Origin of the sequence: Pseudomonas paraveronii, from assembly GCF_963681955.1 — a bacterium.
GTDB lineage: Bacteria > Pseudomonadota > Gammaproteobacteria > Pseudomonadales > Pseudomonadaceae > Aquipseudomonas > Aquipseudomonas paraveronii.
Window position 1 is genome coordinate 3,488,543 of the sequence record NZ_OY817130.1, and the last position, 13,598, is coordinate 3,502,140.

Sequence of the window (13,598 nt, forward strand, 5' to 3'; positions counted from 1 at the left end):
TATTCCCATCCGGCGCGTGTCCTGTTAAACAGGAGAGTCACTCCAGAACAATAAGGACTTGGCATGCACACCCCTTCACTGCAAGACACCACCGCCCCCGAAGGCATCTGCTACGGCTGCGGCGGCAGCAACCCCCACGGCCTGCATATCAAGAGCCGTTGGGATGCCGATGGCGTTCATGTGGTCGCCGAGCACCAACCGGAAGCGAAATACAGCGGCTGGCCGGATCTGGTCTACGGTGGCCTGATCGCCATGCTGGTGGACTGCCACTCGAACTGGACCGCCATGGCCTACCACTACCGCGCCGAACAACGTGAACCCGGCAGCCTGCCGCGTATCGACTGCGTGACCGGCCATCTCGGGATCAAATTCATCAAGCCCACGCCCCTGGGCGTCATGCTGACCTTGCGTGCCCGGGTCGAGGGCGATGTGGGGCGCAAAAGTCGTGTGGTCTGCGAGGTGTATGCCGGCGATGTACTCACGGCGATCGGCGATTCGGTGTTCGTGCGCGTCGATACCGGGCAATTGGCCGCTGCCGCCCACGGTCGCAATGAGTGATCCTGGTCTACATTGACTGGCACCGCTAATCGAGGACAGCACCGATGACTCGTCTCACCGCCAAAGACTTTGCCCCCGAACTGCTGGAGCTCTACGACGGCTACGCCCACGGCAAGATCAACCGCCGCCAATTTCTCGACCGCGCCGCATTGTTCACCTTTGGCGGGCTGACTGCGTCGGCGCTGCTCGCCGCGCTGAGCCCCAACTACGCCTTGGCCGAGCAAGTGAAATTCACCGACCCGGACATCGTCGCCGACTACATCACCTACCCCTCGCCCAAGGGCAACGGCACAGTGCGCGGCTACTTGGTACGCCCGGCCAAGGCCACCGGCAAAGTGCCGGCGGTGGTCGTGGTGCATGAAAATCGTGGGCTCAACCCCTATATCGAAGACGTCGCCCGGCGCTTGGCCAAGGCCGGCTTCATTGCGCTCGCGCCGGATGGCCTGACATCGCTGGGTGGCTACCCCGGCAACGACGAAAAAGGCGTAGAGCTGCAACAAAAGGTCGACCCGACCAAGCTGATGAACGACTTCTTCGCCGCCATCGAGTGGCTGATGCACCACGACAGCAGCACCGGCAAAGTCGGGATTATCGGCTTCTGCTATGGCGGCGGCGTGGCCAATGCGGCGGCCGTGGCCTACCCGGAACTGGGCGCCGCCGTGTCGTTTTACGGGCGTCAGCCGCAGGACAAGGACGTGCCGCGCATCAAGGCGCCGATCATGCTGCATTACGGCGAGCTGGATACGCGGATCAACGAAGGCTGGCCGGCCTATGAGAAGGCCTTGAAGGCAGCAGGCACCCGCTATGAAGCGTTTATCTACAAGGGCGCCAACCACGGTTTTCATAACGACTCGACGCCACGCTATGACGAGGCCGCAGCGAACCTGGCGTGGCAGCGCACACTGGGGTGGTTCAACCAATACCTGACCTGACTGCCTTTGAATGCGTGGAGGTTAGCCGGCGACAAGTCTTTCATTTTGTCTCCTGATAAAAATCTCAACCCTGCGCCGCCACCTCCGACAGCCACCCCTTGAACGCCAGCATCGCCGAGGTTTCGGCGCGTGACTGCAAGCGCGTCAACCAGTAACTGCCGGTGCTGATGCCGACGTTGAAGGGCTGCCGGATCGCATCACTTTCCAGTTGTCGCGAGAACATCAGCGCGGGGGCCAACGCCACACCGACGCCCTGCAAGGCCGCTTCCATCATCGCCAGTGACGAGTCGAACACGATGCTGCGCGACACCAGGGTGTCGGCAGGCAGCCCGGCGGCCTGGAACCACAGGCTCCATTCATCGGCGCGATAGGAGCGCAGCAGCGTATGTTTCAACAGGTCGGCCGGCGTATGTAATTGCTCGGCGATTGGCGGCACACAGAGCGCCGTCAGCGGTGCTTCGAGCAATTGGCAGGCGTCGGTGCCATGCCAGGCCCCGGCGCCGAAACGGATCGCGTAGTCCAGGCCTTCGGCGGCAACATCGACGCGGTTGTTGTGGGTCGACAGGCGCAGATCGATAAACGGGTAGCGGCGCTGAAAGTCCGGCAGGCGCGGCAACAGCCAGCCCACCGCAAAGGTGCCGACCGCGCCGACGGTGAGCACTTCGCGGTAATGCCCGCCTTCGAACTGGCCCAGGGTATGGGCAATACGGTCGAAGGATTCGCGCACCACCGGCAACAACGTCTCGCCTTCGCGGGTCAGCATCAGGCCACGCGGCAGGCGCTTGAACAGGGTGACGTTCAGTTGCGCCTCCAGGCTCTTGACCTGATGGCTGACCGCTGCCTGGGTGACGCACAACTCGATGGCGGCCCGAGTAAAACTCAGATGCCGGGCGGAAGCCTCAAATGCGCGTAGCGCGTTGAGGGGCAGATGGGAACGCAGCATGCTTGACCCTAATTATTCTAATGGCTGGTGCGAGATAACATCGTTTGCCCAGGCCCGGCGAACTGTCTAACGTTGCCACGCCCGCGCAGGCTCTTCATTCAATCGATCACATTCATGGAAGCGATATCATGCCCCGACAACCCTTGTTTGGAGTGCGTCATTTAACGGCGCTGGCGATACTTCTCGGCGCCGGCCAATGCCTGGCCGCCGACCTGCAGGCCGTGGTAGACGCCAGCGTCAAACCGTTGATGCAGCAGCAGGCCATTCCCGGCCTCGCGGTGGCGGTGGTGCAAAACGGCAAGGTGCAATACTTTAACTACGGTACGGCATCGAAGGAAGCCCAGCGACCAGTCAGCGAAAACACCTTGTTTGAAATCGGCTCGGTGAGCAAAACGTTCACCGCGACCCTGGGGGGTTACGCCCAGGCTACCGGCAAGCTCAAGCTGTCGGACCAGGCCAGCCAATACTGGCCCGCGCTGGCCGGCAGCGCCTTTGACCAGATCAGCCTGCTGCAACTGGCGACCTACACCCCCGGCGGCCTGCCGCTGCAGTTTCCGGACGCGGCCGACAGTGCCGACGCCATGCTCGGCTACTTCCAGCACTGGAAACCCACCTACGCCCCAGGCGCGCAACGCCTCTATTCCAACCCGAGCATCGGCCTGTTTGGCTACCTCGCGGCGCAAAGCCTGGGCCAGCCCTTCAATGTCGCCATGGAGAAAACCCTGCTGCCCAAACTGGGCCTGAGCAACACCTACGTCAGCGTGCCCGCCGAGCAGTCAGGCCAATACGCTCAAGGCTACGATAAACACCACAAGCCCGTTCGCGTAAGCCCCGGCGCACTGGACAGCGAAGCCTACGGCATCAAGACCAGCACTCACGACCTGGCACGCTATGTGATCGCCAACATGCACCCGCAAACCCTGGAAAAGCCGCTGCAACAGGCCATCGCCAGCACCCACACCGGCTATTACACCGTGAACGGCATGACCCAAGGCCTGGGTTGGGAGTACTACCCCTACCCCATCGCCCTGCAAGCGCTGATTGACGGCAACTCGACACCGATGGCAATGGAACCCCACCGCCCCCATTGGCTGGCGACACCGCAAGCGCAACCGGCCAACGTGCTGTACAACAAAACCGGCTCAACCGGGGGCTTTGGAGCCTATGTGGCGTATGTGCCGAGCAAGGACATGGGCGTGGTGATCCTGGCGAACAAGAACTATCCAAATGCCGAGCGGATCAAGGTTGCCCATGCGATCTTGAGCGCGCTGGATAACTGAAGCCTGAACCAGGGCGCCGAGCGCGCCCTCCACCGGCGGCCATCGCCGACCGGCGCAAGCCGCAGGCTTGCAGGTGCTGCATTTCAGCATCAATGAACTTAAGCCGTGGGCGATTCGCGAGCGCAGCATCCTGTTGCGCGAGCTGGAAGCGCTGCCGGGGACCCTTCACGCCCTGATCGCGACCTTAATGCTGCAAAGCGCCTAGACTCCAGAGTCACCTTGCCAGAGGAGACTGCCCATGCAACTCGAAGGTTCCTGCCATTGCGGCGCCGTGACGTTCAGTCTGACCAGTGCCCATCCCTACCCTTACCAGCGCTGCTATTGCTCGATTTGCCGCAAGACCCAGGGCGGCGGCGGTTACGCAATCAACCTGGCGGGCGACAGCAACAGCCTGAAGGTGCGCGGGCGCAAGCTGATCTCGATCTACCACGCCCGGCTCAAGCCCGAGGGTGCCAGCCGCGCCCATGCCAGCAGCGCCGAGCGGCATTTCTGCTCACAATGCGGCAGCGCGCTATGGCTGTTCAGCCCGGAGTGGCCGGAGCTGATCCATCCCTTTGCCTCGGCCATCGACACGCCATTGCCGGTGCCGCCGCAACACACGCACCTGATGCTCGGCTCCAAGGCGCCCTGGGTCGAAGTCAGCGTGCGCAAGGGCGACCTGCAGTTCGATGAATACCCGCAGGAGTCGATCGCGCAGTGGCATGAACGGTTGGGGCTTAGCCGTTAACCGTCCGTGACGGCAGACTCGCAGGCGCGATTTTACCGTTGCGCCCAGCGTTGATCGCCCTCGCATTCCAGAGCGTCAAGCGTCATACGCCCAGCTCATCCGAAACGACGCCCCGCCCCACTCGGAGTCTTGCACTAGCACCTGCCCGCCATGCCATTGGCTGACCCGCTGCACCAGCGCCAGGCCCAGGCCGAAGCCGCCGGTGCGGCGGTCACGGCTGGCGTCGAGGCGTATGAACGGCTGGAAGATCTTCGCCCGGCCCTCCTCGGGTATGCCCGGGCCGTCGTCGCAGACCCGCACCTCATAACCGCTGCCGAACTTGACCAGCGACACTTCTACCCGGCGGTCGGCGTAACGAATGGCGTTACGCAGCAGGTTGATCACCGCGCGCGCCATGAAGCGCGGTTCGATCTGGATAACGTCGACCTCACACCTGCGCAAGGACAACTGCACGCCTTCCGCCTCAGCCTCCAGGGCGACGCTGCCGATCACGCTGTCGAGCCAACTGTGAGCCTCGATAGCCTCCCGCGTGACCTGGGTGGCGCCGCGCTCCAGGCTGGCGTAGGTCAACAGTTCAGAGACCATTTCCTCCAACTCGCAAAGGTCGGCGTACATGTCGGCGATCAGTGCACGGCTCTGCCGGGGATCGGCCTGTTGTTTGAGCTGGTCGAGCTCGAACGACAAGCGCGCGATAGGCGTGCGCAGTTCATGTGAGACCGCGTTGGTCAACTCACGCTGGTTGGCAATCAGGCTTTCGATGCGTTCGGCCATCTGGTTGAAATGCCCGGCCAGTTCGCGCACGGTGGAGCGACGTGGCAACAGGATGCGCGAGCAGAGGTCGTTGTCGCCGAAGCGTTGGGCGGCCAGGCGGATGTGTTCAAGGTCGCGCCAGTGCGGGCGTACCCAAAAGTACAGCACAAGAGCCAGGCACAACCCGAGAAAACCGTAGGCCCACAGGTACAGCCACTTGGGTTCCTCAGGCAGTTTTATTTCCAGCAACTGCGGGCCCGCGTCGATACGGGCGAGGAACTCCTTGAAGTCCCCGCGCACCACCAGCAAGCCGTCGCCCAGGAGTTTTTGTTCGCGCTCGGTCAGTGCCAGGGCGTCCTTTTCCACCAGTTTCAAAGGCAACCCATAGTGGGGTTGCAACTCGGCCAGCCGAGCTTGCCGCGCTTCGCCGAGCAGCGGCCGCAATTGCTCGACCAGGCCGTAGGCCGGGCCACGCAGGGCTTCGCGGTTATAGGTTTCGTTGGCTTCGGGCAGCAACTCGTCGAACGTGTAGTTGACCAGCCAGATCGCGCCCGCCAGGCCCAGGGCCAGAATCACATACAGGCGTAGAAACAGGCGCAGCATCTAGACCTCCCACGCAAACGGATTGAACAGATAGCCCTTGCCCCAGATGGTCTTGATGCACACCGGTTCACGGGGGTTGTCGTTGAGCTTGCCGCGCAGTTTGCTGATGTACACGTCGACGCTGCGGTTCAGGCCGTCAAAGGCGATGCCGCGCATACGGTTGAGGATGTCATCGCGGGAGAGGATCTTGCCGGCGCTGCTGGCAAGCAACCACAGCAGCTCGAATTCCATGGTGGTGAGGTCGATCTTCTCGCCGCCCAGGCTGACCACCCGGCAACTGCGGTCAATCGCCAGCCGCCCGAACTCGATGGCCCCGCGTACCGTCGGCTCCGGCGCCTGGCGACGTTGCAACGCACGCAGGCGGGCCAGCAACACCGGCGGTTTGATCGGTTTGATCACGTAGTCATCGGCGCCGGACTCCAGGCCGAGAATGTGGTCCAGGTCGTCTTCCTTGGCGGTGAGGATCACGATCGGCGTGTCGGACACCGTGCGAATCTCGCGACACACATGCAGGCCACTCTGGCCGGGCAGCATCAGGTCGAGCACGACAATCTTTGGCTTGAAATCGAGGAAGGCCGCCAAGGCTGCATCGCCGCGATGCACCACCCGCACTTCAAAACCGTGCTGTGCCAGAAAGTGCGCGACCAGCCCTGCCAGCTTCTCATCATCCTCAACGAGCAGGACCTTGCCCAGACCCAGGTTTTCCATAAGCTCTCAGTGTGCGACGCAGATTGAAGTGCGCGCAGTATAGAAGGCAAGCTGTCCGGCAGCAGCGCTTGGTCGGCCACGCGCGATGAAACTTCATGCTTTTAAGAGTTTTTAACAAATAGCCTGCAATTTTTAACGCCATTACAGGCAGCACTATGCGCAAGGATGACCTGGCGTCGCCGTCGCCTCAGGCCGGTACGCCACTGTGAAAGCGGAACTCGACGTCCGGCGACTCGATCAGCGCCTGCTCGGCCGCCCTCACCCGCTCGATCACCAGGGCAACGTCCTTGGCCTCGCCGTACTGGTACGCCAGCTTCAAGTAACCCTGGTAGTGCCGCGCCTCGCTTTTCAGCAGGCCGAAGTAGAACTTGCCGAGTTCTTCGTCCAAATGCGGCACCAGGGCCTCGAAACGCTCGCAACTGCGCGCCTCGATAAAGGCGCCAACCACCAGGGTGTCAACCAGTTTGACCGGTTCATGGGTGCGCACCACCTTGCGCAACCCCGAGGCATAACGCCCGGCGTGCAACTGGCGCAGCTCGACCTTGCGCTTCTTCATCAGGCGCATGACCTGTTCGTGGTGGACCAGTTCTTCGCGTGCCAGGCGCGACATCATATTGATCAAGTCAACATGGCTGTGATACTTAGCGATCAGGCTCAAGGCGGTGCTGGCGGCCTTGAATTCACAGTTTTTATGGTCGATCAACAGGGTTTCCTGATCGGCCAGTGCGGCCTGGACCCAGGCGCCAGGGGTGGGGCAGCCGAGGAATTCGTGGATTTCGGGCAGGTTCATCGGGCTCACGGGCAAAGGATCACAATAGGCCGCCGATTATACCGACCGCGCCGCAGACCACCAGCCACTGGCCTTGATGTGTATCAACATGACGTCTGGCGGGCAGCAACTATAGTTGCTCAACGCCCCCTTTCTGGAGAGTCCCGACCATGCAAGCCATCCGCAGCATCCTGGTGGTCCTTGAGCCCGAGCATTCGGAAAGCCTGGCCCTCAAGCGCGCCAAACTGATCGCCGGGGCCACCGGCGCGCATCTGCACCTACTGGTGTGCGACAAAAAGCGTGAGCATTCAGCGCTGTTGAGTCTGCTCAAGTCCGGCCTGACGGAAGACGGCTACAACGTCACGACCGAACAGGCGTGGAGTAACAGCCTGCATGAAACCATCATCGACGTGCAGCAGGCCGAAGGCTGTGGCCTGGTGATCAAGCAGCACTACGCCGACAGCCCACTGAAAAAGGCGCTGCTGACCCCGGCGGACTGGAAGCTGTTGCGCTACTGCCCTGCGCCGGTCCTGCTGGTCAAGACGGCAACCCCATGGAGCGGCGGCGTCATTCTTGCAGCCATCGATGTGGGCAATACCGACGCCGAACACCGCGCGCTGCACCACATGATCGTCGACTACGGCTTCGACATCGCCAGCCTGTCTAAGGCCTCACTGCATGTAATCAGTGCCCATCCATCGCCGATGCTCTCGGCCGGCGACCCGGTGTTTCAGCTCAAGGAAACCATCGAGGCGCGCTATCGCAAGCAGTGCACGGCATTCCAGACCGAATTTGATATAGACGACGCCCACCTGCATATCGAAGAAGGCCCGGCGGATGTGCTGATTCCCCATACCGCCTACACATTGAAAGCGGCAGTGACGATCATCGGCACCGTGGCGCGCACCGGGCTGACCGGGGCGCTGATCGGCAATACGGCGGAAGTGGTGCTGGATGCACTGGAAAGCGATGTGCTGGTGCTCAAGCCGCAGACACTGACGGATCAGCTGGAAAAGCTGGCCAACCAGGCCTGATCGTCAGGCCCCCAACACATCCTTGAGAAACCCCGGCGCGATATAGCGCTGGTAATGCGCCTCGGACAGGATAAAAAACTCACGGTCGATGGCATCGCGCAGCTCCGGCAGGCTCCACTCGCGAAACTCCGGCAGCAGCACCATGCCATAGGCCTCCAGGTTGGAAATCACCCGCGCCCCGCGAGCGATCAACTGGTACGCCCAGCAGTACTCTGACTGGTGCGGTACAAAGCGAATCTTGCGTTGTTCCAGTTGGCCGCGCAGGGTCTTGGGGTCGAAAACCTCCAGCTTGCCGGCCATGACCTGCACCAGCAGTTGCTCGAGCCGTAGCCAGACCGCGCGTTTTTCCTCTTCGTTATAGCCATTCCACTGGATCACTTCGTGGTGGAAGCGCTTGCATCCGCGACACACGAGGTCACCGTAAACCGTGGAGCACAGGCCTACGCAGGGGGTCTTGATGGTGTGGTTGGACATGGGTGGCAACACGCAAATCAGCGAAACAGTGCACCATGTTAGCCCTTTGTCTAAGGTTCATCACCCCGCAAACTTGGCTTGGCAACTTACCTTTAGAAATTATTTGCCGTAGAATCAACCGGCCTTATAAGGCGCCAATAATCCGCTGGAAGCTGTTTTCAAAGCGTCACGAGCACAGTCGATCCTTCAGAACGGTATTGGCGATGGTCAATGACCCCGCAGGTCAAGCCAGCGCCAACCCTCATCAGCTCCGTTCTGCAGGCGTAAAACTTTGAAAGCAGCTTCTGTGAGGAATGTCGGCAGCGCAGGCTTTGCGGCCCAAAAGGCCCCCGAGCGCGTGCGTGCCGTTCATTTCTGGATGAGCGTCCCGTGGGACCACTGATGAGGGTAATAACTGTGCTTGAAGCGTATCGCAAACATATCGAAGAGCGTGCAGCCCTGGGTATTGTTCCCCAGCCGCTTAATGCCGAACAAACCGCAGGCCTGGTTGAGCTGCTGAAAAATCCTCCGGCTGGCGAAGAAGAATTCCTCGTTGACCTGATCACCAACCGCATTCCACCAGGTGTTGACGAAGCAGCCTACGTCAAAGCCGGTTTCCTGTCTGCCCTGGCCAAGGGCGAAGCCACTTCTCCCCTGATCGACAAGAAACGCGCCGTTGAACTGCTTGGCACCATGCAAGGCGGCTACAACATCGTGACCCTGGTCGAGCTGCTCGACAACGCCGAACTGGCACCTGTCGCCGCCGCTCAACTCAAGCACACCCTGCTGATGTTCGATGCGTTCCACGACGTGGCTGAAAAAGCCAAGGCCGGCAACGCACACGCCAAAGGCGTGATCCAGTCCTGGGCCGACGGCGAGTGGTTCAAGAACCGTCCGACCCTGGCCGACAAGATCAGCCTGCGCGTGTTCAAGGTCTCTGGCGAAACCAACACCGACGACTTGTCGCCTGCGCCGGACGCCTGGTCCCGCCCTGACATCCCGCTGCACGCCCTGGCCATGCTGAAAATGGCTCGCGACGGTATCGTGCCGGACGAGCAAGGCAAAACCGGCCCGATGAAGCAGATCGAAGAAATGCGCGGCCAAGGCTTCCCGATCGCCTACGTCGGTGACGTGGTCGGTACCGGCTCGTCGCGTAAATCGGCAACCAACTCCGTACTGTGGTTCTTCGGCGACGACGTTCCTTACGTGCCGAACAAGCGCGCCGGTGGTTTCTGCTTCGGCAGCAAGATCGCTCCGATCTTCTACAACACCATGGAAGATGCTGGCGCACTGCCGATCGAGTTCGACGTCACCAACATGAACATGGGCGACGTGATCGACCTGTACCCGCATGCTGGCAAAGTCTGCAAGCACGGTACCGATGAAGTCCTGACCACCTTCGAAATGAAGACTCCGGTGCTGTTGGACGAAGTCCGCGCCGGCGGCCGTATCCCGCTGATCATCGGCCGTGGCCTGACCGAGAAGGCGCGTGCCGAACTCGGCCTGCCACCGTCCGACCTGTTCAAGAAGCCGGAAGCTCCGGCCGAAAGCACCAAGGGTTTCACCCTGGCGCAGAAGATGGTCGGCAAGGCATGCGGCGTGGCTGGCGTTCGTCCAGGCACCTACTGCGAGCCTAAGATGACCACCGTGGGTTCCCAGGACACCACCGGTCCTATGACCCGTGACGAACTGAAAGACCTGGCGTGCCTGGGCTTCTCGACCGATCTGGTGATGCAGTCGTTCTGCCACACCGCGGCTTACCCTAAGCCGATCGACGTGACCACCCACCACACCCTGCCTGACTTCATCATGACCCGTGGCGGCGTGTCGCTGCGCCCAGGCGACGGCATCATCCACAGCTGGCTGAACCGCATGCTGCTGCCGGACACCGTCGGCACCGGTGGTGACTCCCACACCCGTTTCCCGATGGGCATCTCGTTCCCGGCCGGTTCCGGCCTGGTAGCGTTCGCCGCAGCCACTGGCGTAATGCCACTGGACATGCCGGAATCGATCCTGGTGCGCTTCAAAGGCAAAATGCAACCTGGCATCACCCTGCGTGACCTGGTTCATGCCATTCCTTACTACGCGATCCAGGCTGGCCTGCTGACCGTAGAGAAGAAAGGCAAGAAGAACGCCTTCTCCGGCCGCATCCTGGAAATCGAAGGCCTGGACAACCTGAGCATCGAACAAGCCTTCGAGCTGTCCGACGCCTCGGCTGAACGTTCGGCTGCCGGTTGCACCATCAAGCTGTCGAAAGAGTCGATCACCGAGTACCTGAACTCCAACATCACCCTGCTGCGCTGGATGATCGGCGAAGGCTACGGCGATGCACGCACCCTGGAACGTCGCGCCCAAGCGATGGAAGCCTGGGTTGCCAACCCGGAGCTGATGGTGGCCGATGCCGACGCGGAATACGCCGAAATCATCGAGATCGACCTGGCCGACATCAAGGAGCCTGTGCTCTGCGCGCCAAACGATCCGGACGACGCCCGTCTGCTGTCCAGCGTTGCTGGCGAGAAGATCGACGAAGTGTTCATCGGTTCGTGCATGACCAACATCGGTCACTTCCGCGCTGCCGGTAAACTGCTGGATCAGGTCAAGGGTCAGCTACCAACCCGTCTGTGGCTGTCGCCGCCGACCAAGATGGACGCTCACCAACTGACCGAAGAAGGCTACTACGGCATCTACGGCAAGGCTGGCGCGCGCATGGAAATGCCGGGCTGCTCGCTATGCATGGGTAACCAGGCACGTGTAGAGCCGAATTCGACCGTTGTGTCGACTTCGACCCGTAACTTCCCGAACCGTCTGGGCGATGGCGCCAACGTCTACCTGGCTTCGGCCGAGCTGGCGTCGGTGGCTTCGATCCTGGGTCGCCTGCCGACCGTCGAGGAGTACATGGAATACGCCGCGAAGATCAACACCATGGCCAGCGATGTGTATCGCTACCTGAGTTTCGATCAGATCGCCGAGTTCCGTGAAAGCGCTGCAAACGCCAACATCCCGGTGCTGCAAGCCTAAGGGTGTGTTGATGTAAAGGACGCCGCGTATCGCAAGATACGCGGCGTTTTTTTATGCCTGTGGATGGGCCCGCAGCGCCAGTTGCACCGCCCCATCAACGCTCAAGCCGCTGAGCAAAACCTCTGGCGCCTGCGCCTCGGGCAGCATCTGCAATACTTCATGGGCATCATGTCGCACCCGTGCCAGCACCAGTTGCTTGCCCTGTGCGCGTACCTGGGCAAAAAACGCGGCCAGCGCTTCGACGCTGGTGCCGTCGAGGTCGTGGGACTCTTCCAGGCTCAACACCACCATCTGCGCGGATGACTGGCGTATCAAGCGCAGGGCAGCGCCGAGGATGCGCTCGGCATTCGCGAAAAACAGCGCTTCGCTCGGCCGTATGATCAATACGCCGGGGATGGTCAGCGCATCGGCATGGTGTAGGCGGTCCACGAAGTCATGAGTGTCGCCCAGCCGCCCAAGCACCTGGATATCGGCTGCCGACATCTGGCGCAACATCAACACCACGCTGATCGCGACCGACAATAACAAGCCATCCAGCACACCGAGCACCAGCACGGCCGCCACCGCGCACACCGCCAGCAAACGGTCGCGCCGCCACAGGAAGTAACGCCCCAGGGGCTGCAAGCTCAAACCGCGGCCCAGGGCATAAATCACCACCGCCGCCAACACCGGCTCCGGCGTGAGCGCAACATACGGCAGCACCGTCAACACAATCGCCAGGATCACCAGCGCCGCGACAATCCCCGCCCAACGCGAATAGGCGCCAGCCGCCTCGTTCGCCGAGGTCGCCGAATACCCGGCGCCCGTCGGCATGCCGTGGAACAAACCGGACACCAGGTTAGCCGCCCCCAGCGCCAGCAAATCGCGGTTGGACGACACCCGGTCGCCATGTTTAAGGGCGAACGAACTGATCGAGCCGTAGGACTCTGCATACAAAATCATGACCAGCGCAAACGCCAACTCGCCCAGGCGCAGCCAATCGGCAAACGGCAGCACCGGCAAATGCCCCAGCTCCAGGCGCAGGTCAATCAGGCCGATCAGCGCCACGCCCTGGGCCTGTAGGTTCAGGCTCTGGCCGGCAACAATGCCCAGCACTATCACCACCAACCCGCCGGGCAGGCGCGGAACGCGGTCGCATAGCCACAACACCAGCAATGCCATCGCGGCCACCATGGCGGCGGGCCAGTTCCAGTGCGGCAGTTGCTCCAGCAACTGCGGCAGGAAGCGGATCAGGTTGTTATCGGTCAGGTGAACACCCACCACACCGGCCAGTTGCTTGAGGATGATGGTCAGCGCCAGGCCGAAGGCAAACCCGCGCAACACCGGCTTGGCGATAAAAGAGGTGACACCACCGAGCTTGAACAACCCGGCCAAGAGAAAAAACACGCCAATGATCAACACCAGCCCGAAAGCCAGGGACAGCCTCAGCGCCGGATCATCACCCGCCAGGCTGGCCGTTGCCGCCGCCAACACCGCCGCCGACGACGAGGTAGCCGAGACAATCGCGAAGCGGCTGGTGCCGAACAGGCCGTAGCACACCAGCCCGGCAAACAAGGCAATCACACCGGCCTGGGGCGGCAGCGCGGCAATGCTGGAATAGGCCACTGCCTCCGGCAGCAGTAAACCGGCAATCGATAAGCCGGCGAGTATGTCCTGGGTACGCTTCGACGCAGCGACAACGGGCGCATCGGTTTCAGTGTTCAATCGGCCCCACCCATCCTGGCTAAAAAAGTGCTCCAGCTTAGCGCCCATTGCCGTGCGGCGGTTGCGCCGCGTCAGGTTTTACGAGCGTAAAAAAGGGCTGATCCGCCATGTCTGCGAAT

Annotated in this window: 12 protein-coding genes and 1 pseudogene; 7 read left to right on the top strand and 6 right to left on the bottom strand. The window is 61.7% G+C overall.

Going from position 1 to position 13,598, the window contains the following annotated elements; genetic code table 11:
- Positions 1-63: 63 nt before the first annotated feature.
- Both U5A08_RS16010 and yghX read left to right on the top strand, forming a co-directional pair.
- Positions 64-558, top strand: a complete 495-nt coding sequence (locus U5A08_RS16010) for a PaaI family thioesterase (protein WP_253396308.1) — start codon at positions 64-66, stop codon at positions 556-558.
- A 44-nt stretch (positions 559-602) separates the two neighbouring features.
- Complete coding sequence (gene yghX / locus U5A08_RS16015) at positions 603-1,490, top strand: YghX family hydrolase (RefSeq protein WP_321847398.1); 888 nt, start codon at positions 603-605, stop codon at positions 1,488-1,490.
- 64 nt (positions 1,491-1,554) lie between these two features.
- On the opposite strand, the gene U5A08_RS16020 is transcribed toward yghX, so the two are convergent.
- Positions 1,555-2,433 carry a LysR family transcriptional regulator gene (locus U5A08_RS16020; RefSeq protein ID WP_321847399.1) on the bottom strand — a complete coding sequence of 293 codons (879 nt, stop codon included), beginning with the start codon at positions 2,431-2,433 and terminating at the stop codon, positions 1,555-1,557.
- 128 nt (positions 2,434-2,561) lie between these two features.
- Between U5A08_RS16020 and ampC the strand changes: the two genes are divergently transcribed.
- The 3 genes and pseudogenes from ampC (at position 2,562) to U5A08_RS16035 (ending at position 4,440) form a co-directional block, all read left to right on the top strand.
- Complete coding sequence (gene ampC / locus U5A08_RS16025; protein ID WP_321847400.1) at positions 2,562-3,713, top strand: class C beta-lactamase; 1,152 nt, start codon at positions 2,562-2,564, stop codon at positions 3,711-3,713.
- A 100-nt stretch (positions 3,714-3,813) separates the two neighbouring features.
- Positions 3,814-3,918, top strand: a pseudogene (locus tag U5A08_RS16030) (LysR family transcriptional regulator); the annotation flags it as partial.
- Positions 3,919-3,951: 33 nt separating this feature from the next.
- The gene (locus tag U5A08_RS16035; protein ID WP_321847401.1) at positions 3,952-4,440 is read left to right on the top strand and encodes a GFA family protein; all 489 of its coding nucleotides are present in this window, start codon (positions 3,952-3,954) and stop codon (positions 4,438-4,440) included.
- Between the two features lie 75 nt (positions 4,441-4,515).
- Here the strand turns inward: U5A08_RS16035 and U5A08_RS16040 are convergent, their stop codons facing one another.
- The 3 genes from U5A08_RS16040 to U5A08_RS16050 form a co-directional block, all read right to left on the bottom strand.
- Positions 4,516-5,793, bottom strand: coding sequence for an ATP-binding protein (locus tag U5A08_RS16040; RefSeq protein ID WP_253396318.1), 1,278 nt, complete (start codon positions 5,791-5,793; stop codon positions 4,516-4,518).
- Positions 5,794-6,501, bottom strand: coding sequence for a winged helix-turn-helix domain-containing protein (locus tag U5A08_RS16045; RefSeq protein ID WP_247401615.1), 708 nt, complete (start codon positions 6,499-6,501; stop codon positions 5,794-5,796).
- A 187-nt stretch (positions 6,502-6,688) separates the two neighbouring features.
- Positions 6,689-7,291, bottom strand: coding sequence for a MiaE family protein (locus U5A08_RS16050; RefSeq protein ID WP_321847402.1), 603 nt, complete (start codon positions 7,289-7,291; stop codon positions 6,689-6,691).
- Positions 7,292-7,440: 149 nt separating this feature from the next.
- Between U5A08_RS16050 and U5A08_RS16055 the strand changes: the two genes are divergently transcribed.
- Positions 7,441-8,304 carry a universal stress protein gene (locus tag U5A08_RS16055; protein WP_253396321.1) on the top strand — a complete coding sequence of 288 codons (864 nt, stop codon included), beginning with the start codon at positions 7,441-7,443 and terminating at the stop codon, positions 8,302-8,304.
- A 3-nt stretch (positions 8,305-8,307) separates the two neighbouring features.
- Here U5A08_RS16055 and U5A08_RS16060 read toward each other — a convergent pair whose 3' ends face one another.
- Positions 8,308-8,778 (bottom strand): DUF1289 domain-containing protein, encoded by a 471-nt coding sequence (locus U5A08_RS16060; protein WP_247401612.1) that lies wholly within the window; start codon positions 8,776-8,778, stop codon positions 8,308-8,310.
- 396 nt (positions 8,779-9,174) lie between these two features.
- Between U5A08_RS16060 and acnB the strand changes: the two genes are divergently transcribed.
- A complete protein-coding gene (gene acnB / locus U5A08_RS16065; RefSeq protein ID WP_253400396.1) occupies positions 9,175-11,775 on the top strand; it encodes a bifunctional aconitate hydratase 2/2-methylisocitrate dehydratase in 2,601 nt (866 codons plus the stop codon).
- Positions 11,776-11,826: 51 nt separating this feature from the next.
- Here the strand turns inward: acnB and U5A08_RS16070 are convergent, their stop codons facing one another.
- Positions 11,827-13,479, bottom strand: coding sequence for a SulP family inorganic anion transporter (locus tag U5A08_RS16070; RefSeq protein ID WP_321847403.1), 1,653 nt, complete (start codon positions 13,477-13,479; stop codon positions 11,827-11,829).
- Positions 13,480-13,598 lie beyond the last annotated feature (119 nt).